At 66.3% G+C, this 22,618-nt stretch carries 22 protein-coding genes; 11 read left to right on the top strand and 11 right to left on the bottom strand.

The features are described 5' to 3' along the window. Positions 1-5 precede the first annotated feature (5 nt). From ACWEO2_RS23640 to ACWEO2_RS23620, 5 genes are all read right to left on the bottom strand, one after another. Positions 6-2,450: an FHA domain-containing protein gene (locus ACWEO2_RS23640; protein ID WP_452407291.1), complete on the bottom strand. Its 2,445-nt coding sequence runs from the start codon at positions 2,448-2,450 to the stop codon at positions 6-8. Between the two features lie 228 nt (positions 2,451-2,678). After that, on the bottom strand, positions 2,679-3,383 hold the full coding sequence (locus ACWEO2_RS23635; RefSeq protein WP_452407290.1) for an alpha/beta fold hydrolase: 705 nt from the start codon (positions 3,381-3,383) through the stop codon (positions 2,679-2,681). A gap of 32 nt (positions 3,384-3,415) precedes the next feature. Then, on the bottom strand, positions 3,416-4,186 hold the full coding sequence (locus tag ACWEO2_RS23630) for a S1 family peptidase (RefSeq protein WP_452407289.1): 771 nt from the start codon (positions 4,184-4,186) through the stop codon (positions 3,416-3,418). A 108-nt stretch (positions 4,187-4,294) separates the two neighbouring features. Beyond that, entirely contained in the window at positions 4,295-5,113 is an 819-nt protein-coding gene (locus ACWEO2_RS23625; protein ID WP_452407288.1) for a hypothetical protein, read from the bottom strand. A gap of 210 nt (positions 5,114-5,323) precedes the next feature. Next, complete coding sequence (locus tag ACWEO2_RS23620; RefSeq protein ID WP_452407287.1) at positions 5,324-6,151, bottom strand: DUF3097 domain-containing protein; 828 nt, start codon at positions 6,149-6,151, stop codon at positions 5,324-5,326. 80 nt (positions 6,152-6,231) lie between these two features. Between ACWEO2_RS23620 and ACWEO2_RS23615 the strand changes: the two genes are divergently transcribed. Then, complete coding sequence (locus ACWEO2_RS23615) at positions 6,232-6,663, top strand: NfeD family protein (RefSeq protein WP_452407286.1); 432 nt, start codon at positions 6,232-6,234, stop codon at positions 6,661-6,663. Then, on the top strand, positions 6,663-7,919 hold the full coding sequence (locus ACWEO2_RS23610) for an SPFH domain-containing protein (protein WP_452407285.1): 1,257 nt from the start codon (positions 6,663-6,665) through the stop codon (positions 7,917-7,919). Before ACWEO2_RS23615 ends, ACWEO2_RS23610 begins: the two co-directional genes overlap by 1 nt. 78 nt (positions 7,920-7,997) lie before the next feature. Here the strand turns inward: ACWEO2_RS23610 and ACWEO2_RS23605 are convergent, their stop codons facing one another. Beyond that, positions 7,998-8,537: a DUF3558 family protein gene (locus ACWEO2_RS23605; RefSeq protein ID WP_452407284.1), complete on the bottom strand. Its 540-nt coding sequence runs from the start codon at positions 8,535-8,537 to the stop codon at positions 7,998-8,000. Positions 8,538-8,730: 193 nt separating this feature from the next. On the opposite strand from ACWEO2_RS23605, the gene argS reads away from it, so the two are divergent. Further along, the gene (argS, locus tag ACWEO2_RS23600; RefSeq protein WP_452407283.1) at positions 8,731-10,494 is read left to right on the top strand and encodes an arginine--tRNA ligase; all 1,764 of its coding nucleotides are present in this window, start codon (positions 8,731-8,733) and stop codon (positions 10,492-10,494) included. Positions 10,495-10,534: 40 nt separating this feature from the next. On the opposite strand, the gene ACWEO2_RS23595 is transcribed toward argS, so the two are convergent. Both ACWEO2_RS23595 and ACWEO2_RS23590 read right to left on the bottom strand, forming a co-directional pair. After that, entirely contained in the window at positions 10,535-11,422 is an 888-nt protein-coding gene (locus tag ACWEO2_RS23595; RefSeq protein ID WP_452407282.1) for an LLM class flavin-dependent oxidoreductase, read from the bottom strand. Positions 11,423-11,443: 21 nt separating this feature from the next. Next, positions 11,444-11,785, bottom strand: coding sequence for an ArsR/SmtB family transcription factor (locus ACWEO2_RS23590; protein ID WP_355186192.1), 342 nt, complete (start codon positions 11,783-11,785; stop codon positions 11,444-11,446). Positions 11,786-11,989: 204 nt separating this feature from the next. On the opposite strand from ACWEO2_RS23590, the gene ACWEO2_RS23585 reads away from it, so the two are divergent. The 7 genes from ACWEO2_RS23585 to ACWEO2_RS23555 all read left to right on the top strand — a co-directional run bounded on the left by ACWEO2_RS23585 (position 11,990) and on the right by ACWEO2_RS23555 (position 20,334). Continuing rightward, positions 11,990-12,178: a hypothetical protein gene (locus ACWEO2_RS23585; protein WP_452407281.1), complete on the top strand. Its 189-nt coding sequence runs from the start codon at positions 11,990-11,992 to the stop codon at positions 12,176-12,178. 3 nt (positions 12,179-12,181) lie between these two features. Further along, positions 12,182-13,117: a CorA family divalent cation transporter gene (locus ACWEO2_RS23580; RefSeq protein ID WP_452407280.1), complete on the top strand. Its 936-nt coding sequence runs from the start codon at positions 12,182-12,184 to the stop codon at positions 13,115-13,117. A 174-nt stretch (positions 13,118-13,291) separates the two neighbouring features. After that, positions 13,292-14,584, top strand: a complete 1,293-nt coding sequence (locus tag ACWEO2_RS23575; RefSeq protein ID WP_452407279.1) for an ABC transporter substrate-binding protein — start codon at positions 13,292-13,294, stop codon at positions 14,582-14,584. Beyond that, a complete protein-coding gene (locus ACWEO2_RS23570) occupies positions 14,581-16,401 on the top strand; it encodes a hypothetical protein (protein WP_452407278.1) in 1,821 nt (606 codons plus the stop codon). Before ACWEO2_RS23575 ends, ACWEO2_RS23570 begins: the two co-directional genes overlap by 4 nt. Further along, positions 16,398-18,029, top strand: coding sequence for a tetratricopeptide repeat protein (locus tag ACWEO2_RS23565; RefSeq protein WP_452407277.1), 1,632 nt, complete (start codon positions 16,398-16,400; stop codon positions 18,027-18,029). Before ACWEO2_RS23570 ends, ACWEO2_RS23565 begins: the two co-directional genes overlap by 4 nt. A 124-nt stretch (positions 18,030-18,153) precedes the next feature. Then, positions 18,154-19,461 carry a YhgE/Pip domain-containing protein gene (locus ACWEO2_RS23560; RefSeq protein ID WP_452407276.1) on the top strand — a complete coding sequence of 436 codons (1,308 nt, stop codon included), beginning with the start codon at positions 18,154-18,156 and terminating at the stop codon, positions 19,459-19,461. A gap of 69 nt (positions 19,462-19,530) precedes the next feature. Continuing rightward, positions 19,531-20,334, top strand: coding sequence for an LLM class flavin-dependent oxidoreductase (locus ACWEO2_RS23555; RefSeq protein WP_452407275.1), 804 nt, complete (start codon positions 19,531-19,533; stop codon positions 20,332-20,334). A gap of 5 nt (positions 20,335-20,339) precedes the next feature. Here ACWEO2_RS23555 and ACWEO2_RS23550 read toward each other — a convergent pair whose 3' ends face one another. From ACWEO2_RS23550 to ACWEO2_RS23540, 3 genes are read right to left on the bottom strand one after another with little or no spacing between them, the layout of a single operon-like run. Beyond that, positions 20,340-21,176 carry a helix-turn-helix domain-containing protein gene (locus tag ACWEO2_RS23550; protein WP_452407274.1) on the bottom strand — a complete coding sequence of 279 codons (837 nt, stop codon included), beginning with the start codon at positions 21,174-21,176 and terminating at the stop codon, positions 20,340-20,342. Continuing rightward, complete coding sequence (locus tag ACWEO2_RS23545; RefSeq protein WP_452407273.1) at positions 21,173-21,718, bottom strand: DUF6879 family protein; 546 nt, start codon at positions 21,716-21,718, stop codon at positions 21,173-21,175. Before ACWEO2_RS23545 ends, ACWEO2_RS23550 begins: the two co-directional genes overlap by 4 nt. A gap of 4 nt (positions 21,719-21,722) precedes the next feature. Beyond that, positions 21,723-22,040, bottom strand: coding sequence for a hypothetical protein (locus tag ACWEO2_RS23540; RefSeq protein WP_354957274.1), 318 nt, complete (start codon positions 22,038-22,040; stop codon positions 21,723-21,725). 165 nt (positions 22,041-22,205) lie between these two features. Here ACWEO2_RS23540 and ACWEO2_RS23535 point away from each other — a divergent pair, with 165 nt between their 5' ends. Further along, positions 22,206-22,598 (top strand): hypothetical protein, encoded by a 393-nt coding sequence (locus tag ACWEO2_RS23535; RefSeq protein ID WP_452407272.1) that lies wholly within the window; start codon positions 22,206-22,208, stop codon positions 22,596-22,598. Positions 22,599-22,618 lie beyond the last annotated feature (20 nt).

Raw genomic sequence — 22,618 nt, 5'->3', positions numbered from 1 at the left:
GGGCGTCAGATCGCGCGGCGGGCACCGCGGCGCCGTGGACGCAGCTGGTACAGGCGGTACCAGGCCAGCGCGATGAAGACGGCCCCCAGCCCGGCGACGACTCCCATGTCGAGCAGCCACGTGCCGATGGTGTGTTTCCACAGCGGGTCGGCCGCGCCCTCATGCGGTGAGAGGGTGTCGAGGTCGACGGTGGCGGCTCCGGCACCGAACCCCCAACGGGCCGGTGCTATGTACGCCAGTTGCTCCAGGACGGGTGTGCCGGGGAGTCGCACCAGCCCGCCGGTGAGTACCAGTTGTGCCATCGACAGCACGATCAGCAGCGGCAGTGTCTTCTCCGAGGTGTCCACCGACACCGACACCAGCAAGCCCAATGCCAGCGATGCGATGCCGAGCAGCGCCATCGCCAGGATCAACTCCAGCTCGACCGACGTGAAGAGCCCCTTGGGGGGCATATCCACCCCGATGGTGCCGATCAGCACCAATACCGCCGACTGCAGGGCGGTGATCACGCCCAGGACCAGCAGTTTCGACATCAGGTAGACCCCTGGTGACAGGCCTGCCGCGCGTTCTCTGCGATAGATCGTCTGTTCCTTGACGATCTCGCGAATCGAGTTTCCGGTGCCGACGAAGCATGCGCCGAATGCCAGAATCATGAGCTTGGTCGCGGCATCGATATTGGATCCCGGCGCCCCGGCGAATCCCTGGCCCGACGGCACTGCGGCGATCAAGCCACCGAGCAGTACGGGCATCACGCCGAGCAGAGCCAAATAGCTTCGGTCCGAGGCGATCACCGCCAGATATCGGCGGCACAGGGTGCTGAGCTGGGCGAGTTTGGACTGCTGCGCGGGCGGCGGCGCCGGTGGGTGTACTTCCGCTGGGCCGATATCGTCGGTCAGCCCGACCGCCACGTAGTTCTCGAAGCGTGGCGACGTCCGGAACTCGCCGGCCCAGTCGCGCTCGTGCTCGCGATCGAAGGCCTGGAACACCTCAGCCCAGCTGCGCTGTGCGAACTCCAGCAGCCCCTCCGTGGGCGGTCCGTAATAGGCCAGTCGACCGCCGGGCACCAAGACCAGCAGCCGGTCGCAGGAATCGAGATTCGCCACGCTGTGCGTGACGACGATGACGGTCCGCCCGTCGTGTGCCAGTTCGGCCAGCATTTCCATGACCGTTTTGTCCAGGCCTGGATCGAGGCCGGAGGTCGGTTCGTCGAGAAACAGCAGGGACGGTTTGGTCAGCAACTCCAGCGCGACGCTCACACGTTTGCGCTGCCCGCCCGAGAGCCGATCAATGCGGGTATCGGCGTGCCGCGCCAAGCCGAGCTCGTCGAGGACCTCGTCGACCCGCTGCTCGCGCTCCTCGCTGCGGGTGTCACCGGGGAAGCGCAGTTCGGCCGCGTAGAGCAGCGCACGCCGCGTCGGAAGCTGGTTGTGCAGGATGTCCTCCTGCGGGACCAGCCCGATCCGGTGCCGGAGTTCGTCGTAATCGGTGTACAGGTCGCGTCCGTCGTAGCGGACCGTGCCCTCCGTCGCGGGCCGCAATCCGGTGATCGCGCCGAGCAGCGTCGACTTGCCCGCTCCGCTGGGGCCGATGACCCCCACCAGCGAGCGCTGCGGGATGGGGAAGCTCACCCCGTCGAGGATCACCTTGCCCTCAGGCGTCCGCACGATGAGGTTCTGCACCGAGACCGATACGTCACCGGTGTCGACGAACTCGCGCAGCTCGTCGCCGACGAGCCGGAAGGTGGTGTGCCCCATGCCGATCAAGTCGGATTCGGAGAGATCCGCGGCGTCGACCCGAGAGCCGTTGACGTAGGTGCCATTGTGACTGTCGAGGTCGATGATCCGGTACCGGCCGTCGCTGGTCCTTTGCAGTTCGGCGTGATGGCGGGAGAGCAGGAGGTCGGGCACGACTACGTCGTTGTCGGCGGCACGTCCGATCCGAAGCTTGTCGGATGTGATCCGGACGACCTCGCTGGGGGGCCGCATCGTCCGCGACGATCGCGAAGCTCGCCGGGGCATGCTCGACGGGAACTGCGTGACCGTCGCTTCCTCGGCGAGGCTACGGCCGGGGACGATCAGCGTTTCGCCACCGGTATCGCGATCGGACTCGCCGCCCGGCGGCGCCTCCGGCGAGCAGGCCAGCTGTTCCCCGTCCACAGAGTGCCCGAGCCGGAATGTCTCGTCGTGGTCGATCACCATCCGGTTGACCCGGCGCCCGCCGAAAAAGGTGCCGTTGCGGCTGCCGACATCCTCGATTTCCCAGCCGTCGGCACCCAGCTCCAGAACTGCGTGGATCGAAGATACGCGCGGATCGTTCACCACAACGTCGGCGGCCGGATCGCGACCGACGTTGTAGACGTCACCAGCGCGTAGCCGGTAGACGCGCTCCCTCGTCTGCACCACTAGAACTGGCGCCGCGAGGGATTCCGTGGAAGACGGTTCACCCGCCATGACGTGAGTATACGACGGGGCCGCCATGTCGCCGCAAGGATTCGAACACCCCGCGATCCCGGTTGCCGGGCAATTGCCCGCGCAGCACCCGATTGGCGTCCGTGTCGGCGACGCACCTCGCGCCGGTCCGGTCGACGGCGCGATGGTCTTTCAGTGGCGCCAGCATTGCTCGAACCGATGATCGGCACTCGGCACGGAGCAAACGCTCCTTTCACCCTGAGTCGGTGATCAAGTGTGCGCGCGGCAGGTTCTGGTCACGAGGTCGACCCAGATGTATGGATCGGTCGCCCATAGGTTGTGGGCGACTCCGGGTAGTTCTTCGAATCTGCCGTTCGGGATCAAGGCTGCGAGTTGCCGCAGGGGCCACGACGGGCGGATGTCGTGCTGCGGGGCGATGAATGTCATGGCCACGGTGCAGTCGGCCAGTCGGCGGAGCAGGTCGGGCTCGTGAATCCATTGCACGAACGACGCGCTCAGTGCGGCGTGAACGTCTGGTTCCCAATCGATCTCGATATCGGCTTCCAGATGCCGCGAGGCCTCGTATGCCTGGGACCAGGTGCGGTCCTTGTGTAATCCGTGCCCGGCCACGCCGACCACGGATCCGACGCGGTCGGGATGATCCAGCGCGTAGCGCACCGCCAGGTCCGAGCCCCAGGAGTGGCCGAGCACCACCCAGCTGTCGATGCCTGCGGCGCATCGCACCGCTTCGATATCGGCGACTGCCCGGTCGAGGTCGTGTGGCCCACCTTCGGAGCTTCCGACGCCCCTTGGCTCCGGGTACCATGCCCGCATTTCGCGAGGTGCCAGCCCGTCATCCTCGAGGTAGTGGACACAGCCCGGTCCGCCGGATAGGACCACGACATCGGGACCGTGTCCGGTGACACCGACGTGCAGCAGGGTTCCGTCATCGGCTGACACCATCGTCGATCGCATTTCATCCCCCTTGTCGCGACGTTCCGTGCTGGTCAGAAGCTCACGGTGGTGACGTAGGCGTAGACGCCGGGAAACCCTGGGCGGGCGCTGCCCTTGCCCCAGGAGGTGAGGCCGAGCAGGCGGCCCGAGGCGAGAAGTGGGGCGCCGCTGTCGTATTCAGCGGTATCGGCGGCGGTGGATCCGGCGCAGAACATATCGGCGGGGTCGAAGGCGGAGCCGTAGGCGGCGACGCACGTGGCGTTGGAGACGATAGGGACGGTGGCCGATCGCAGGTGCGTATTCGAGGTGTCGGTCTCGCTGGTCGCGCCCCAACCCACGATGGTGCCGGTGTCGCCGTTTGCGCGCGGATCATGCTGTGGCGCAGCAATTTCCAGGAAAGGCCCCGGTCTCGGCTCGTCGAGGACGAGGATCGCGAGATCACTGTGGTGTGCGGTCTCGCCGTCGAAATCGCTCTCCCGGAAATCCGGGTGAATGCGAATCTCCTTGACCCCCACGATGACTCCATCGTGCGAGCGCAGGTCGGTGCGCCCGAGGGTGACGGTGATCGCCTGGGGTAGCAGCCGGGCCAACTCGACGCAGTGCGCGGCTGTCACCACCCGATCCGGCGCGATGAGCGCACCGCCGCAGAACTGTCCGGACGGTCGGGGGAAGAACAACGGGGAGCCGACGGCGGCGAGCCACGGGTAGGCGCTCGCCTCGGTGGTATCGCCGCCCACGATCGCCGTGGCGGGAACGGCTGGCACGCCGAGACCGATGAGGACTGCGGTGGTCAGAGCCGCGGCAATGCGACGTATGCGGAACATGCCGCCTCCCGGATGATTCAGTCGATCTGTCGGCCCATTCAACCAGAGGACGCCGGTGATCTCGCGGCTTCGGGGACCAGTGGCTGTCTCGTGCGCCGAATGCCGCGCCTATGAACTGCCTCGGGCCGCGGCGTGTACCGCCACCAACCGCGCCGCGCGGATCGCGTCCCACAGTGGGCGTAGCAGGTCTTCCTGGGCGCCGACGGCGGTGGCGGAGGTGGGGGAGGAGGCCGGTTCGCGTTGGGCGACAGTGAGGATGGCGGCGACGTGGTCGGCGCTGTCGAGGATTCGCCTGGCGCGCAACGGGATCGAATCCGGATAGTCGTGGCGGGAGTAGTCCGCGAGTTCGGCCTCGATGAGTTCGCGGGGGTCGGTGTCCGCGGCCGCGCCGACGGCGGTGGTGTGCAGTCGCATCAGGGCGTCGGCGGCATCGCGCACCGCCTCGCGCATGGTGTACTCGGCCTCGCCGAGCGACATATCCGATCCGGGCGTGGCGGGGATCGGCGTGCTGTAGACGGTCCACTGCAGGGTGTCGTCATCGGCCCACTGCGGGATCAGTCCGGTGCCGTCGCTGCCGGGCACACCGAAGAGCATGCCCTCGCCCGCCTCGATGGCATCGGCGGCGAAGGCCGTTCCGGTCGGCAGACCGCGCACATCGCCGGGCACCGGCAGCACCAGTCGCAGTTGCGCACTGGGCTGGGCCATCGCCTCGCGAATTACCTTGAGCAGCGCCATGACTCCGGTGCCGGACAGATTGTCGCGAGAGGACCAGGGCAGGTCGTCGCGACCGCCGGTGATCGGGTCGCCCGCGGCGATCGTGTGCCGCGGCGCCCAGGCGTACAACGCCTCCAGAATGTCATCGGGCGCGCTGCGACCGGCCAGCCATGAGCCAGCCCACACCGTCAGCGTGGCACTAGGAGAGCACATAATTATCGAGCATAAAGGAGGGTTGCGACTCGGGGGCAGCATGCCGGATACCCCGGTGAGCTGCGCGCATCTATCGGTCTACCGGTACCGCGAGTACCTGCAATACCGGACCGGCCGCCGCCGCTTCACAGTTACGCCGACCGGGATCGAATTCCGCGTAGTGGGACATGGTTTCAGCGGTTGGACCCGGAATTGATCTTGCCGCTCCGGTTATTCCGGCTCGGTGACGAAGTCGATGAGCCGCTCCACCGCGCCGATCAGGGGGGCTTCCAGATCGCGGAAGGATTCGACGGCGTTGTAGACCCGCCGCCACCCCTGCTGTGGGGTGCCCCAGCCGAGGCGGCGGCAGATGCCGGTCTTCCAGTCCTCACCGCGCGGTACCTGCGGCCATGCCGCGATGCCGACCGCCGCCGGGCGCACGGCCTGCCAGACATCGATATAGGGATGCCCGGTGACCAGCACATACTTACCGAGGCCGGTGGTCAGCTGGGTTTCCTTCGAACCGGTCACCAGATGGTCGACCAGCACACCGACCCGCCGACCCGGCCCCGGCGCGAATTCGGTCAGCCGCTCGGCCAGATTGTCCAAACCCTCGAGATGTTCGACCACCACGCCCTCGACCCGCAGATCGTGCCCCCAGACCCGCTCCACCAATGCGGCGTCGTGCACACCCTCCACCCAGATCCGGCTGGTCTTGGCGACCTGGGCGCGCAGTCCCTGCACTCGCGTCGAGCCCGATGCCGACCGGGTTTGCTTCTTGGGCGCCGCGGCTTTGGGGCGGACCAGTGTCACCGGCTCACCGTCGATCAGGAACGCGGCCTCGCGCAATGCGAACAACCGCACCGCACCGTGCGCGTCCTCCAGTTTGACGAACTCGCCGTCGTAGCTGCGATCGAATCCGACAACGGCGCCGCAGAATCCGCTCGCCGCATCCTCCACTACGAGGTCGCGTTCTGCCGACACTGTCGGCACCGCTGGCCTCTTCGCTCGCGAATGTCCGGAGAAGATATCGCCGCCATACATGTCACGCCCGCTCACCCGCCGAAACTAGCACTGCCGCTTCGGTTGATCTCGGTTTGTCGCGCCACAGAAGTGCCACGGACAACTACAGTGGGCATGTGGCCGCAATCGTTTGGCTGGTCGCGGGTCTGCTGCTCGCGGCAGCGGAGATGCTCACCGGGGACCTCACACTGCTCATGTTGGGCGCCGCCGCGCTCGGCACGGCGGGCGTGAGTGCGGTGGCGGGTACGGGTCTGGTCGTCGACGCGGTGATCTTCGCGGTGCTGGCGCTGGTTCTGCTGCTCGGGGTGCGCCCAGTTCTGCGGCGCCGCTTCGGAACTCCGCCGCCGATCCCGACGAATGTGGACGCGCTGATGGGCAAACAGGCGCTGGTGCTCGAACAGGTGGCCGAGCACAGCGGCCTGGTCAAAATCGGCGGTGAGGAATGGACCGCACGGCCGTTCGATACAACGGTCGAGTATCCGAAGGGAACCACGGTGTACGTCATGAAGATCGACGGCGCGACCGCGGTCGTCTGGAAGGGGCCGTAATGGCTGTACTGATCGTTGCCGCCGTCTTGGTGCTGTTGGTTGTGGTGGTGGTCTTCAAGTCGATCGCCCTCGTCCCGCAGGCGGAGGCGGCGGTCATCGAGCGACTAGGTCGATATTCGCGCACCGTTTCCGGCCAGCTGACCTTCCTGGTGCCGTTCGCCGATCGGATCCGGGCCAAGGTGGACCTACGCGAGCGGGTGGTGTCCTTCCCGCCGCAGCCGGTGATCACCGAGGACAATCTGACCCTGCACATCGACACTGTCGTGTACTTCCAGGTGACCAGCCCGCAGGCGGCGGTGTACGAGATCAGCAACTACATCGCGGCCGTCGAACAGCTCACCGTGACCACGCTGCGCAATGTGGTCGGCGGTATGACCCTGGAGCAGACGCTGACCTCGCGCGATCAGATCAATGGACAGCTGCGCGGTGTGCTCGACGAGGCCACCGGTCGCTGGGGGCTGCGCGTCGCGCGGGTCGAGCTCAAGAGCATCGATCCGCCGCCATCGATCCAGGAGTCGATGGAGAAGCAGATGAAGGCCGACCGCGAGAAGCGCGCCATGATCCTCACCGCGGAGGGCACCCGGGAGTCGCAGATCAAGACCGCAGAGGGTGCCAAGCAGGCGCAGATCCTCTCCGCCGAGGGTGCCAAGCAGGCCTCGATCCTGGCGGCCGAAGGTGAACGGCAGAGCCGCATTCTGCGCGCCCAGGGTGAACGTGCCGCATCCTATCTGCAGGCGCAAGGTCAGGCCAAGGCCATCGAAAAGGTGTTCGCCGCAATCAAATCCGGTAAGCCGACGCCGGAACTGCTTGCCTACCAATACATGCAGACCCTGCCGCTGGTCGCACGCGGCGATGCGAACAAGGTCTGGCTGGTGCCGAGCGATTTCGGCAAGGCCCTGGAAGGTTTCGCGCAGAACTTCGCGACCAAGGGCGAGGACGGTGTATTCCGGTACGAGCCCGCTCCGGCCGACGATGTGCAGAGCAAGCCGGAGGACGATTCCGATGTGGCGGGCTGGTTCGATACGGCTCGTGACCCGGCCATCGAACAGGCGGTCCGTGCCGCGGAGGCCGATGCCCGTGCGTCGGTGGAGGGCATGGCCACCCCGGTGACCCGCCAGCCCCAGCCCGCGCCGTATCAACAGGTCGTGCCACCACAGCAGGCGATTCCGCCGCAGCAGGTGCCACCGCAGCAGCAGCCATACCATCCGGACGGGCCCGGGTCCCAGGGCCGTCCCTGGCAGCCGCCAGCACAGTAGGAAGTCGACACGAAACGCCCCGGATCCCAGTGATCCGGGGCGTTTCGTTCTGCGAGGTCCGCGCAGGTCCGGTCGGCGTCAGGGCGCGAGATCGATGGTCAGCGTCGCCAGTTGCAGTGCCATGGCGCAGGGGTCTGGTGTTGTGGTGTGCGAATGGTTTTGTACCCGCCAGACGATGGTGCCGTTATCGGCGGCGGCGACCGCGCAATCACCGGGGTCGTGCGGATTGCGGATGTAGAAGCCGGTCGCGGTGACCGTGGTGCCGAATATCTGTCTGGTGATGGTCAGATGTTCGTTCTGGAAGCCGTCGTTCTCGGCCCGCTGCCACGTCTGTTGCAGTGATTCGCGGTCGGTGTAGGTGAAGGTCAGGTCGGATTCGTCGTCGCCGCGCTGCGCCTGCCAGACGCAGACCGGCGGACGATGGTGTGCGGTGAGGGTGTCGGCCTGTGCGGTGCGGCTGATCTGCTCATCGGTCAGCGGCGTGCAGTTGGCCAGGGAGTTGGCGGCCGGGGTGGCGGTCGGACCCGCATCCGGTGTGCCATGGCCGGAACAGGCGGTCAGCAGTCCGGCGACCGCGAGAAAGGCAAGTCCGCTGCCGCGCGTGCGGAATGCGGCCACGTCCGCTCCCTTCCCAAGAATCCAGCCGGGCGAGTATGTGCCAAGGCTACCGGCGCTCGCTTGGGCGGCAGTCCGGTGGAACCGCACCCCTCTCTGATCATCGACAGGCGTCGACCTTAGGCCGGAAAATCATTCGGCACGATACGGCCGCGCTGGAATACTCACGGATCCGAACCGACAGGAGGGAACGCGCGTGGGTAATTCCGGGGTGCTGCCATTGCTGGGCCAGGCTGTTGCCGTGGTATCGGCGGCGATCGGGCGAGTCCGCCCCGAGGTGGCTGGCGCGGATCCGGTGGTGCGACGCTCCGAACGCGCGGACTTCCAGTCGAATGCGGCGCTCGCGGTGGCCAAGCGGGTCGGGATGCGGCCCGCCGAATTCGCCGCGGAGTTGGCCGGGGCATTGGCCGATCCGGGCGACGGGCTGTTCACGGCAATGGTTTCGGGGCCCGGATTCCTCAACATCACGGTGGCGGATCATGTGGTCTGGCAACAGGTTTCGGCACGACTGGGCGATGATCGGCTCGGCGTAGCGGCAGCCGAGGCCGGCCGCCGTACCGTGGTCGACTACTCGGCGCCCAATATCGCCAAGGAGATGCATGTCGGCCATCTGCGGACGACGATCATCGGCGACAGCATCGCCAGGGTGCTCGACTTCCTCGGCGCCACGGTAATTCGGCAGAATCACCTGGGGGACTGGGGAACTCAGTTCGGCATGCTCATCCAGTACTTGGACGAGCACCCAGACCTGAGCTGGCGCCACGATGAGCTGAGCGGCGATGTCTCGGCGGTATCGGCGCTGGACGGTTTGTACAAGGCGGCTCGCGGGGAATTCGACGGCGATCCGGCATTCGCGGACCGCGCCAGGGCCCGGGTGGTGGCGCTGCAGTCCGGCGATCCGGCCACCTCGCAGCGGTGGCGGGAGATCGTCGCCGAATCGGAGCGTGCGTTCGGTGATATCTACGACCGGCTCGGCGTACTACTCACCCCCGACGACTATGTCGGGGAGTCGTTCTACAACCCACTGCTGGCCGACACCATCGCCGAGTTGGTCGACAAGGGTATCGCCGTCGACAGCGACGGCGCACTCGTGGTGTTCTCCGAGGCGGTGACCGGCCCCGATGACCAGCCGGTCCCGCTGATGGTGCGCAAGCGTGACGGGGGATATGGCTATGACACAACGGATTTGGCGACCATTCGCTACCGTGTGCACACCCTGCGCGCTGAGCGGTTGCTCTATGTCACCGATTCCCGTCAGGCCCTGCACTTCCGGCTCGTCTTCGAGGCCGCGCGGCGGGCCGGATGGTTGACCGATGACATCGATGCCGAACATATCGCCTACGGCACGGTGCTCGGCCCGGACGGACGGCCGTTCAAGACCCGCGCGGGTGGCACCGTACGGTTGGCCGATCTGCTGGACGAGGCCGTCGCCAAGGCCAGAGCCGTTGTCGCCGAACGGAACCCGGACCTGCCCGCCGCCGAACTCGACGCAATCGCCGAACCCACCGGCATCGGCGCGGTCAAATACGCCGACCTGTCCACCTCCCGGGTCAAGGATTACACCTTCGACCTGGACCGCATGGTCGCGTTGCAGGGCAATACCAGTGTCTACCTCCAATACGCGCATGCGAGAATCCGGTCCATTTTGCGCAAGGCCGAAGACCGCATGTCACGCATCGATGTGAGCGTCGCGCTCGAACCCGCCGAGCGGGCGCTGGCACTGGAACTCGACGCCTACGGCACGGTCGTCGCCGAGGTGGCCGCGACCCTGGAACCGCATCGACTGTGCGGCTATCTCTACGACCTCGCCCGTGACTTCACCGGTTTCTACGAGAGCTGCCCGGTGCTCACCGCGGCCGACCCCGTCCGTGGAAACCGCCTCGCACTCTGCGAATTGACCGCAAAAACGCTCGCGCACGGACTCGGTCTCTTGGGCATCGCGGCCCCTGAGCGCATGTGAACCACCTGCACAGTGCAGACGCGAGCGCGGCTGTCCGAGCTCAGGTGCAGAGTTCGCGCACGCGCGGTACTACCTCCGCGACCCACCGGCGCAACTGGGTCTCATCCGGTGACTCCGGCCAGTACACGAAGGTATCGAATCCGGTATCGGTGGCGAGATCGGCCAGGATGCGTGACCATCCGGCCGCATCGGTGCGAATCGGCTCCTCGCCGCGCAATGTCACCGAGCCGGGCGCCTCGGTGATATCGCCGACCAGTTGCGCCATCCGCATGATGTCGCCGGGATCGCGTCCGGCATCGCGGGCGCTGGCCGAGATGATCTGTTGCGCGCCTTGCCATTTCTCGTAGGGCAGGTAGTGCGGGATCGGCGCCGCCCAGCCATCGGCGATCCGCCCGGTCAGGGCATTGGCCTTCGGTCCGACACTGCCGAACCAGATGCCGACCGGATGCACCGGCGCCGGACCGGATTGCACACCGTGCACGGCGTAATGCGCACCCGACACCGTGGCCTTCGCGCCCGGCACCCACATGGTCCGAATGATCTCGGTGGCCTCGGCGAGCGCCTGCAGCGCTTCGGGATTCGTCCGCGATGGACCACCCATCGCGCTGATGGCGGGCCAGAAGGCCCCGGCGCCCAGGGCCAGTTCGAACCGTCCGCCGCTCAGCAGATCGAGTGTCGCCGCCTGTTTGCCGAGTAGTGCCGGACCGCGCAGCGGCAGGCTGGCCACATCGGGAAAGACCCGGAGCCGCTCGGTCTCGGCGAGGACGGTCGCGATGACCGCGAAGGTATCGGCGAGCCCACCGGCGTACGGGTGGTCCTGAATCCCGAGCAGATCCAGCCCTTCCCGATCGGCGAGTCGGGCGAGTGCGCGAAGACGCGGGAGTTCGTCGGCGGTCGGCGCCAGCTGAATTCCGAAACGAAGGTTCACAGATCGCATGATGCCAGCCCGTCAGCGCGCATCCGGACGCGGCGGTCCGCTGCGCAGTTGGTGGTGGCGGAATGCGAGTCGCACGATATCGGCGATATCGGGATCGGTAATGGTGTAGATGCTGCGTCGACCGAGCTTTCGGACGTGAACCAGACCAGCGAGTTTGAGTTTGCTCAGATGCTGGCTGACCGCGGGCACGGTTTGGCCGATTTCGGCGGCTAGGGTGCCGACATCGCGTTCACTCTGGCTGAGCAGCCACAGGATCTGGAGGCGGGCGGTGGCGGCAAGCATGCCGAAAACCGCTGCCGCGTTTTGTAATCGGTCGGCCGGGATAGGGCCCGGCGGTTCGCCACGCTGAGTCACGTCTGCCTCCACCTGTTGCAAGAGTTGCACGATTGCGCATACTTGCGCAACTGATTGACGGACCGCCGCGGCAGGTTTCTAATGATTGATGGCGCAATTCGTGCGCCGGGATCAACCAACGAAGCGGGGTGCCCCGCCAATGGCGTTCGCCGGTGCATCGTGGCGAGCGCGGCCACTGCACGAACGGACGTATTGGAGCCCGCCATGGCGACGCTGTTCAACAAGGTCGAATCTCCGTACCGCACACCGAATCTCGAGCGACAGGCGATCTGGTTCACCATCGGTCTATATCTGTTGATCAGCGCCGGACTGCTGACGATGCACTATGCGCATCCGCAGCAGCCGGTCGGATCGTCGTCGGTGTCGCCAGCACATACGTCGTTCGGGCGGTAGCCGATGACGACGACTACCGCCGCTCCGAGCGACCACTTCGATACCGAAATCCTTCAGCAGCATTGGATTCCGCTCTCAGTGACCGATTCCGACACCGCCGCGGTGCTACACAACCGTTTGGGTGTGGATTTCGCGACGGCGCGGAATCGGGTCTTCGAGACCGACAAGTTCATCTATCTGCCCGTCGTCCTCAGCTATAAACGCGGCGACACCATCGAACGTGACACCATCGTCTTCGCACTGGGCAGCGATTTCCTGATCACCCTGCAACCGGACGAGCATTTCACCCCGTTCGACAAGGCCGTCGCGAAAATGCGCCGCAATCCGAACCTCACCGGATCGCCGCACGGCGTCATGTACGCGCTGCTCTGGGCGATGAACGAGGCATCGGAACGGGTTATCCACTACGCCAGCGACGCGCTGGAGGCGATGAACGAAGATATCGAGATGGCCACCAACGGCTATGACCACCGTGGCCGCGAAATCGGCGTCGCGGATATGCGCGGCACCATGTCGCGGATGAATGCGGCAGAGGAGATCGTCTCGCGGGTACAGGAGACCCAACTGCAATTGGCCCGCGCGGCCAGACATCTGATGGCCGATACACCCACGGGCGATCTGGAGGGCCTGATCGCCATCCTGATCGCCGATATCGATGGCGTGAAGCAGCACGCGGGTTTCGAACACGATAAGGTTCGCTATCTGCAACAGTCGGTGATGACCTGGCTCGATGTGAAACAGAACCAGATCGTGAAGGTCTTCACCATCATTACCGCCGTCTTCCTACCGCCGACGCTGATCGCGACCTTCTACGGCATGAACTTCACCTGGATGCCGGAATTGGAGTGGGAGCACGGCTTTCTCGCGACCACACTGATGACCCTGGTGGCGGCGGTGATTCCGCTGGTCTATATCAAACGCAAGGGCTGGTTGCGTTGAGGCGGTGACGGCGGAGCGGAACTGGCTCGGATTCCCTTGGATCCGAGCCGGTTTCGGGTCGGTGATACACGGCTCGCCGGGGTGTCCATCGAGCTGTGCGCGCGGAATCGCTCCGGCCCGGCGGAGTTGATGGAATAATCCTCGGCGACTGTCACAAGACACTGTCGGGAGAGCATGGGGACTAGACGAGCACTGCTGCAAGCGGGTTTGGTGCTGCCGTTGGCCGCCTGTGCTCCCCAGTTGCTGTGGGGTGATTCGAGCCTGGTCCGGATCGGAGTGTCCTGGAGCGGGACGGAATTGTCCGCGTTCCGAACGATTTTGGCGCGTTTGCCGTTCGCCGGGTCGGTGGAGGTGATCCCGCTGGGCGACGAAATCGGCACCGCATTCACGGCGGGCGGGAAGTCGGCGCCGGATATCGTCATGCTGCCGCAGGCGGGACAGGTCCGCACCCTCGTCGAAGACGATAAACTGCGTCCGGTCGCCGAGGGGTTCTGGGCCGATGAGAACGGGGCACGCTATTCAGAACCGTGGCGGCAGCTGCTGTACCACGGAGGAAAACCGTACGGTGTGCCGTTCAAGGCCGCTGATAAATCGCTGGTCTGGTACGACCGGCAGGCGATCGACCGCTATCGTCTCGGCGATCCGGCCAATTGGACGATCCCGGACTGGATCGACCGGATGGAGGTGCTCGCGAACACGCCGATCCGGCTGCTCGCCCTCGCCGCTGGCGACGGTTGGGTATTGACCGACGTCTTCGAGAATGTGCTGCGCGCCGAATCGCCGCGCACCTATGACGAATTGGCGGGCGCGGGCAAGGATCGGACCTGGGATCGTCCCGCCGTGCGCGCCGCCTTCGGATACCTCGCCCGGCTGTGGGGGCAGCGCCACACCTTCGCAGGCGGTGTCGCGGTGGCCCTGACCAGACAATTCCCGGATGCCATCCGGGATGTGTTCGAACGCAGTCGCGCCGCCATGGTGATCGCCCCGGATTTCGCCGAACCCATTGTGCGCGACAGCCTTCGGGCTGCCGGACGGCGTTCCGAAGACGCTGTCGGCATCGCGCAGTTCCCGTCGGTCGGTCTGGGCGGCGAGCGCCCGAAGATCGTCGGTGGCGATGTCCTGGTCGTGACCAAACACGCCGACCAGCGGGCCGACGAGGTGGTGGCGGCGCTGGCCGCACCCGAGGCGCCGCTGCCGTGGATCGAGGGTGTCGGCGGCTTCATCGCGCCGAATCTGCGGACCTCCGTACGATATTCGGCATTGCTCGAACCGATCGCGCGATCGCAGACCTCGTGGAGCGCGTTCGACCTGTCCGACCAGCTCGGGGCCGTTGGCGGCCGAAACGGCCTGTGGCGCATCCTGACCAGCTTCCTCACCGCGATCGGCGACGGTGCGAACGAGCATCCGGATGCCGCGATCGATGCCGCGATCACCGCGCTCGACGCCGCCGAGCGGAGCCGTCGATGACGGGTGTCTCCGACTTCCGGGCTAATGGTCTGCGCCTGGAACTGGCCACCCGGCGGATGCGCGGGCCGCTCGTACCCGGTGGCCGCCCACGCCGCTGGTTCGGCTGGGCGGGTCTGCTCGCGGTCGGGCTGATCGTGGTGCTGCTGGTGGCTCCCGCGCTGTGGACTGTCGCGATCGCGGTGCAGGCCCGCCCGCGAATCGTGTTCTCCTGCACCGTCGTTGCCGTCGCCGCCGTGGCGTTCACACTGATATCCCGGCATCGCCGCCGCGATGGCCTCCGACTGGCGCTGCGGTCGGCTTTCGCCCTAACCGCCGCGCTCGGGCTGTGGTCGCTCGGCGCCGCGCTGACCACGGACGGAGCCTGGGCATATGCGCGCACCCTGCTGTGGGTTGTCTACGGCCTGATGCTCCTGTTCGCCGCGCTGGTGATCGCGTGGTGGTCGCGGAACTCGCGCGCGCTGTGGGTGCCGCTGATCGTCCCGTTCGGCATCTCGGCATTCGTCTCGGGCGTCGCGTTCCGGCTGATCTTCGAATATCTCGCCGACCGGTTCGGTATGCAGAGCGTCGGCGGGTACCGGATGTGGTACGCGGTAATGCTCGGCTCGGCCTTCCTGTGGACCTGGCTCGGCTTCCTCACCGGACTGCTTCGCGCCGATATCCGAGCCATCGAGGCCGACCCGGTGCGCTCGGGCCATCTGCACGGACAGGGGCGGCGATTCCCGTTGCTGCGCCTGCTGGAGTTGGTGCGTCCGGTATTGCTGATCCTCGGTCTGGTGGTTGGGGTGGCGGCGGCTCGCGTCTTCGATGTGGTGCTGATCGGGGTGCCGGGGTCGATGCAGTATCAGCTCGATAGCGCGACCGTGCAGTGGTGGCGGCTGGTTACGGACTCCGATCTCGGCGCGGGTGTGGCGGCCGCCTACGCCCTGCCGCTGGCGGTGCTGGTGGGGTTCGTGGCCTGGCTGCTGCAGACCGGCGTGCGCAGGTATCGCACCGGATGGACGTCCGCCACGGTGGTGTCCGGGGCGGTGGGCAGGCCCCGGATCGGCCTCGTCCGCGCGACGGGTATCGCGCTGGTGTCGGTATTCGCATCGATTCCGATCTTGGTGCTGCTCGTCGTATGTTTCGACGGCCCTTCCGGATTCGACCTCGCCGCGCTCACGGGCATGTGGCAGGACCAGACATTCCGTCATGCCTGGCAGACGACATTCCTGGTGGCCGGGCTGGCCACCGTAGTTGTGGTGGCCGCGGCGCTGCCCGTGGCACATCGACTGGCCGCGGTCGGCCCGGATCGAGCGATGGCGCGGATCGCGGTGGTGGCGCTGGTCGTGCTGTCGGTGCTGCCCGCGCAGGGCTATCTCGGTTCGCTCGACGCGTTCATCGACGCATTCGGTCTGTCCGGCACCAGAATTCCGTTGATCTTCGTGCACGCCGCCGCCGGATTGCCGGTCGCGATCTTGATTCTGCGCGGTGCCATGCTGGCTCCGCTGGACGGTCCGGCCGATGATGTGCTGCACGGGCTGGCCAGTCCGGGCACCATCATTCGGCGGTTGCTGGACGCCGCGGGTCCGGCCGTGGTCGCGGTTGCGGTGCTGGAATTCATCCAGGTGTGGAACGACTTCTTCATCGGGCTGATGATGAACGGCGCTGGTGCGAGCCCGTGGTCGCTGCTGCTCTGGGGCGAGGCACGGCAATTCAATGAGAATGCCGCACAGCTCGCGGCGGGCTCCCTGCTGTCGGCCGTGCTGCCGGTGCTGCTGTTGCTCTCGACATGGCGGCGCTGGCTGGTGCCCGGACTGACGGGTGGAACGCTGCGATGACCCAGCCACGCGGGCACGAATCGCCCCAGCAGACCACACCGCGGTCGACTATCTGGGAGGGCGTGCTCGGCACCGCCGAGGTGGTGGCCTGGGCCGTGGTACTGGAGCTCGCCCGGAATATCGTGGTGAATTCGCTCGGTGACAATGATGCCGTCAAGGTGGTCAGTGGACTGCTGCGTGGACTGACTGTTGTCGGAGTGCTGGCGGTAGGGGCCTACGTCGCCTATCGGCGCATCGAGAAATTTCGCGAAAGAGTGCGCACCGAACGGGAACTCGCCCTGATCGCGGAACTGATCGAACCGGGTGAGCCGGTCCGGTTTGTCGGTGCCACCAGCTGTCCCGATGAGCCGGAAGAGCTCACCGAACTGGACCACGATCCGATCCTGGCGGCACTGCGGGACCTGCCGGTTCACGAATTCGAGACGGCCGCACTACTGGCCGTGCTGTCGGCGATTCTCGACGCGCCGACCCGGTTGCCGTCGGATTCGGCCGCGGAGCGACGCACCGCGGCATTGCTGCTCGAGGATCTCGAGGTGCGCGGGATCGTGACATATCTCGGAGCCGACCGGTACTGCCTGCGCAAGAAGCCCCGACTGCCCGCTACGGCGGAGGTCGTCGCCGGGCCACGGTGGCAGGCCGCCTTGCCCGCGCTGCTGCACCACTATGCCGACCGCGCGAGCCGGTGGGCGATCGCCCTGGAAACGGTCCGTTTCGCCAGGGGGGCGCGCCGCTGGTTCGAAGCGCAGGAACCGTATCTGCGCACGCTGTTTCCGGCACCGACGGTGCCGGTGCCGAGGGCCGCGGTGCACGAGCTCGCGCGGATCGCCGACGCCCTGGACGTGTGGTATGCCCGAAAGGGCCTGCCGGAGAATGCGTCCGGTGTGGCCGAGGCCCTGTGCCACCTGACCGAATCGGATGAGTTCCCGCTGTCCCGCGATCTGGCCCTGCTGCGCGCCGGGCGCCTGCGCGTGCGGCCGTCGAAGTATCGGCCGCGTGGCCTGTCGACGAGTCTGTCTGCGCGCTGGGCGCATTACACCGCACTGCATTCGCTCGATACCGCGCCACCGAGCCCGATCGTGCTGAGCGAGGCGGAGAATCAGCTGGAGGTCGCCTGGTGGCTGCTGCCCCGCACGGATGTGCCAGCGGAGGTCTGCGCCCTGATCAACCTGGCGGTTGTCCATCTGCATCAGGGCCGCTTGGACGCCGCCCAGGGCCACCTGGAACTGGCCGAATCCCTCACCCGCGACGGCCGCGATCCCGCGGGGCGCGCGCATACCCGCGAAACGCTCGGAATCGTCTGGTGGACACGCGGTGAACCCCGGCGCGCGCTGCGGCACTGGCAGCGCGCCCTCACCGCCTATCGCGACCTCGACGACGATCTCGGCACCGGGCGCTGCCTGCAGCATCTCGGGTCCGCCGCGATCGTCGCCCCGGAACACGGCGCCCTCCTGCTCGGCACCGACCCGCCCCTGACCCGAGCAGAGGTCCTGCGCCAGGCCGGTGGCTGGCTGGCCGCATCGCGCAGACTTCACCCGGGCGCACTGCACGCCGAACACTATGCCCAGCAAGCCGGTTCGACCCTGCATACCGTGGATCGCTGGCCCCTGCCCGCCCCTGATCCATCCTGAACCGGCCCGATGTGCACAGCTGTGACGGCTGTCTCGGTGATGGGTGCCGGACCCGTGATGTGACCAGCAGCAGACCCACGCCGGATCGGTACCGAAACTCCGCCCGACGGATTACGGTGCGCCCATGACGACTGCCGACACAGCCGCCCGCCATCTGCGGCCGCGGGCCTGGATTGCCCCGATCGCCGTGGTCACCCTGCTCATGTCGCTACTGGCCACCATGTACCTCGCGTACGTGGTCAATCCGACCAAGAATCTGCACGATTTCCGCGTCGCACTGGTCAACCAGGACGACGGCGATACCCTCGGCGGTAAGCCGACCAACGTCGGAAATCAGATCACCGAGGCGCTCATCGCTGGCATACCCGCCGACAAGATCGACCTGCAGGTCGTCGGATTCGCCGAGGCACAGCGGCAACTGCGCCAGGGCCGGGCCTATGGCGCGATCGTCATCCCCAGTGACTTCACCAAGCGGCTGGCCATTCTCGGCGCGGCGGGGGTGGTACCCGGCAAGGTCGAACAGCCGATCATCACGGTGCATACGAATCCGCGCGCGGGCAGTTTCGCCACCGGGGTGATGCAGCGCATCGCCGAACAAGCGCTGAGTCGCGTGGATGAGACCGTCGGCAGACAACTCACCGATACCGTGCAGGCCCAACTGCGCCCAGCCGGCGGCGGTGCGGCGCCCGAACTGGCCGGAGCCAGCCAATTGATGTTGGCCCACCCGATCCAGGTGGTGGTCGCACCGTATCGGCCGCTGCCCGACGGCACCGGGCAGGGCCTGTCCGCGTTCTTCTATACGATCATGGTGCTGCTCGCCGGATTCACCGGCGCGATGATCATCCATTCGATGACCGATTCCGCGCTCGGATTCGCACCGACCGAATACGGCCCGTGGTACGTGCACTATCCGCCCGCACCGATCTCCCGGTTTCGCACCCTGCTGCTGAAGTGGGCGATCCTGATCGTCACCGCGCCCATCGTCTCCGGAGTATTTCTCGGCGTCGCAGCGGCATTGGATGTGCCGCTGGATCATCCGCTCGCGCTGTTCCTCTATTGCGTGCTCGCGATCGTCGCGGTCGGGCTGACCGCGCTATCGGTGCTCGCCGCACTCGGCACCGCGGGTCTGCTGGTCAATCTCATCCTGTTCATCGTGCTCGGTTTGCCCTCCTCGGGCGGCAGCGTGCCGATCGAAGCGACGCCGAGCTACTTCGCGTGGCTGGCCACCTTCGAACCGATGCACCAGGTCTATCTCGGTGTGCGCGCCATCCTGTACTTCAATGCCAATGGTGACGCCGGGCTCGCGCGCGGTAGCTGGATGGCGGTGCTCGGTGTGGGTATCGGCCTGGTGCTCGGCGCCGTGGTGACTCTGTACTACGACCGAAAGGGTTTGCAACGCAAGCCCGCCGAGCAGGCAGCTGCGTCGGAGTGAGCGTTCGGGACATCGAAGTGAGCGGTCGGGCCATTGGAACGCTCACCTCCGGTATCTAACGTTGTGCTCATGACCTTGGAAATCGGCGTTATCCTCCCGACCTCGACACCCGATCCCGCGCAGCCGATCCTCGGCGATGTGCGGGCCAGCGCCCGGCTCGCCGAACAGCTCGGACTCGAATCGGTCTGGTCCACGGACCATCTCGTGGCGAGTGCGCCGATGTTGGACAGCACCGTGACGCTCGCGACGGCGGCGGCCGTCACCGACCGGATCCGGATCGGCTACAACGTCATGCTGCTCGCGCTGCGCCCGGTGGCCTGGGCGGCCAAGCAGATCAGCACGCTGCAGAACGTATCGGGGAACCGGTTGATGCTCGGCATCGGCACCGGGAATCCGGCGCACGGCGATATCGGTTGGCGCGCGGCCGGTATGGCCTTCGAGGATCGTGGGCGCCGCACCGATGAGGCGCTGCGGGTGCTGCCCGATCTCGTCACGGGGTCGAGTGCCGCGGTCAACGGTGTGGATGTGACCTTGTCGCCCGGATCGGAAATGCCGCCGATCCTGGTGGCGGGCAACGGGACTCGGGCGCGGCGTCGGGCCGCCGAGTACGCCGGGGGGTGGATCACCCTACAGCCCGGCCTCGCACAGCTGGCGACCGAGATCGACGAATTGCGTATGCTTGCAGCACAATTCGATCGTCCGGTGCCTGCGGTCACCGTCGTCGCGCCAGCGTTGCCCGAAGATCACGCCGCCGCCGTCGAACTGCTCGCCGCGCACCGGGATGTGGGAGTCGAACGTGTAATCCTCGCCCCGACCGGCCCGCAATGGCAGCGCGATTATGAGAATGCCGCGAAACTCAGTGCGGCACTGTAGCCGCACTACTGAGGCAGCCGCTGCTTCAGCGCGTCGGTGATCATGGCCCGGGCGGCTTCGCCATAACGTGCCTGCCGGTGCAGCGCCGCCCAGGTCTTCTCGTAATACGCGAGTTCCCGCGGCTGGGTGATGGTCAGACCCGCCGAAATCGTCTCCACCTCGGCGACGCGTTTGTCGAGCAGTACGAAACAGGTTGTGGTGTAGAGGAAATCCGCCGTCCGGGGAATGATGCCGAGTCCGAGCCGCGGCAGCGGCATCACATCGATCAGCCGCTCGAGCTGACCGGTCATCACATCGTCGTCGCCGACAGTGGTGTAGAGCGCCTGTTCGGCCAGCAGGATGCAGATGCGATGGGTGCCGCGGTGCAGAATCCGCTGGCGCGCAACGCGTGCCGCCACCGCGCGGTCGATATCGTCGATGCCGCCGACGAAGTCGATGCAGCGCTGCAGGACCGCCCTGGCATATGGTTCGGTCTGCAACAGCCCGGGGACGACCGCGTTCTCATAGTTGCGGATCGTGCTGGCGCGCGCTTCCAATTCGATGCGGCGGCGCTGCTGCTGGGCATGTCCGGTCGCGGCGATGCGCCGCCACTCCTGCCAGAGTGCCTCGATATTCGCCAGTGCCGCACGCAGATCGGGCAGCAGCAGTTCGGCGCCGCACAATCGGCACCATTCGGCCAGGTCGTTATCGCTCGGCGTCTGCTTGCCGTGCTCGATGCGCGACACCTTCGCCGAATGCCAGCCCGCATCGGCGGCCAGCTGCACACCGGTCAGATGTGCGGCTTTGCGCAGTTCACGTAATCGCGCCCCGAAGGCTTGCCGGGACTGTTCGACACCGGTCATCCACTCCGCCCGCCGGGCATATAGTCGTGGTGTGGAATTGCTTTGTTCCACAGCGTATCTCGTACTGTCGTGCATCGTGCGACCAAGACGGGGTCGGTGGTTACCGCGGCACCCGCCAGATCGCCGGACTTGGTGAAGATCGTAAAGGCGACCGTCTCGTCGAGTAGCCACCACTCGTCGTCGGTGTACTCCGAAGGATCCGCGAGATGCCTTGGCAGCCAGCGAATATCCTCGCCGTAGTGCTGATTTCGGTCGGTGAGTGCGTGTAGGAATCGAACATAGTCGGTGAGCGGTTCCGAGACCACCCGAACGCGCCGGATCGGCACGCCGCGTCCCGAGACCTCGCTGGTCAGCTTCTCCCAGGCCCGCCACGATGGCGGATAGGCCTGCTCTTCGAAGGGCGGTAGCCCCGCCAGTACCCGGCGCATCGGTTCGGTCTCGTCGGCGACCTGGGAGTGATCATCGGACACCTCTAGATGGAAAGCGTCGCTTCGGGTCTCACGAATGAGATCGTTGGTTTCCTCGATGGTGAAGTAGAGCATTGCATTACCATTCCCACGGGCTCTGTCCGACCGGGACCGCGATCGCGGTTTCGTGATCGGGAATCCGCATGTGCGCCAAGGCATCCGGATCGGTAACCGGTTGGCCGGCGAGAGTGAAGGATCCGTGCCCGGAGTCGTGCAGTGGAACGCCGATATAAGTGCCGGGTTGTAGCCAGCCCAGCAACATATGGGGTATTTCAACGTGGTTGGCGTGATGGGCCACCCGGTAGCCCTGGACTAGATACAGATGTCGATCCTCGTCGATCCACAGCCGCGGTGAGCCGGTGTTGTTGGTGGGTCCGCCGAGCAGTTGTATACGCATCAGAGTGGCCTCGTCTCGCGTGGAAAATTGCGCTGGCTATGACCAATCGTCGCCGGTCAGCGCGATGAGGGTCAACAGATTCCGCAAATCCCCGCAAAACCATGGTGTCGCGGGAGCCCGGTTTCCTACCGTTTCAGTTAGGTGCTGGCAGACAGGGTGTGCAAGATGAGCGGGTCCGAGCCATGGGAGGTTATCGCGGGATTGGGAGGCGAAACGGGGGCATGTGGCAATGGGGTGGCGACGAAACCTTGGGCGATCGGGTTCGTGCGGTGGGACATTTCCGGATCCATGGTGGACCACGACGTGCGGGGCATCCGCAACTGTGCCGCCCGGCTCGGCTACGACCTGGTCCCGATGACGGTTGGTCCGCAGGGTGATCCGGTCGCGCGGTTACTGGCGGCGATAACGCGTTGTGGTGCGCATGCGGTGCTCGTGCCGAACTGCGAGCACATCTGGGCCTCGAGGCGTGCGGTCACCGAGGTCTGCGACCTCATCGTGGTCTGCGGAGACACGGTGTGGGAGCGCGGCCATCAGTGGCCGCGCTGGTTCGCCAGGTGATTCTTACCTCGCGCGTAATC

It is taken from the genome of Nocardia sp. NPDC004278 (assembly GCF_053602975.1).
Note: the sequence above shows the minus strand (reverse complement) of the source record. Positions and strands in the feature narration are given on the sequence as shown.

What these genes read in the sequence shown, in the direction of transcription:
- ACWEO2_RS23640 (WP_452407291.1), bottom strand. Translation starts at nt 2,450, where the DNA reads ATGGCGGGTGAACCGTCTTCCACGGAATCCCTCGCGGCGCCAGTTCTA.
- ACWEO2_RS23635 (WP_452407290.1), bottom strand. Translation starts at nt 3,383, where the DNA reads ATGCGATCGACGATGGTGTCAGCCGATGACGGAACCCTGCTGCACGTC.
- ACWEO2_RS23630 (WP_452407289.1), bottom strand. Translation starts at nt 4,186, where the DNA reads ATGTTCCGCATACGTCGCATTGCCGCGGCTCTGACCACCGCAGTCCTC.
- ACWEO2_RS23625 (WP_452407288.1), bottom strand. Translation starts at nt 5,113, where the DNA reads ATGTGCTCTCCTAGTGCCACGCTGACGGTGTGGGCTGGCTCATGGCTG.
- ACWEO2_RS23610 (WP_452407285.1), top strand. Translation starts at nt 6,663, where the DNA reads ATGGCTGTACTGATCGTTGCCGCCGTCTTGGTGCTGTTGGTTGTGGTG.
- ACWEO2_RS23585 (WP_452407281.1), top strand. Translation starts at nt 11,990, where the DNA reads ATGGCGACGCTGTTCAACAAGGTCGAATCTCCGTACCGCACACCGAAT.
- ACWEO2_RS23580 (WP_452407280.1), top strand. Translation starts at nt 12,182, where the DNA reads ATGACGACGACTACCGCCGCTCCGAGCGACCACTTCGATACCGAAATC.
- ACWEO2_RS23575 (WP_452407279.1), top strand. Translation starts at nt 13,292, where the DNA reads ATGGGGACTAGACGAGCACTGCTGCAAGCGGGTTTGGTGCTGCCGTTG.
- ACWEO2_RS23570 (WP_452407278.1), top strand. Translation starts at nt 14,581, where the DNA reads ATGACGGGTGTCTCCGACTTCCGGGCTAATGGTCTGCGCCTGGAACTG.
- ACWEO2_RS23565 (WP_452407277.1), top strand. Translation starts at nt 16,398, where the DNA reads ATGACCCAGCCACGCGGGCACGAATCGCCCCAGCAGACCACACCGCGG.
- ACWEO2_RS23560 (WP_452407276.1), top strand. Translation starts at nt 18,154, where the DNA reads ATGACGACTGCCGACACAGCCGCCCGCCATCTGCGGCCGCGGGCCTGG.
- ACWEO2_RS23555 (WP_452407275.1), top strand. Translation starts at nt 19,531, where the DNA reads ATGACCTTGGAAATCGGCGTTATCCTCCCGACCTCGACACCCGATCCC.
- ACWEO2_RS23550 (WP_452407274.1), bottom strand. Translation starts at nt 21,176, where the DNA reads ATGACCGGTGTCGAACAGTCCCGGCAAGCCTTCGGGGCGCGATTACGT.
- ACWEO2_RS23545 (WP_452407273.1), bottom strand. Translation starts at nt 21,718, where the DNA reads ATGCTCTACTTCACCATCGAGGAAACCAACGATCTCATTCGTGAGACC.
- ACWEO2_RS23540 (WP_354957274.1), bottom strand. Translation starts at nt 22,040, where the DNA reads ATGCGTATACAACTGCTCGGCGGACCCACCAACAACACCGGCTCACCG.
- ACWEO2_RS23535 (WP_452407272.1), top strand. Translation starts at nt 22,206, where the DNA reads ATGAGCGGGTCCGAGCCATGGGAGGTTATCGCGGGATTGGGAGGCGAA.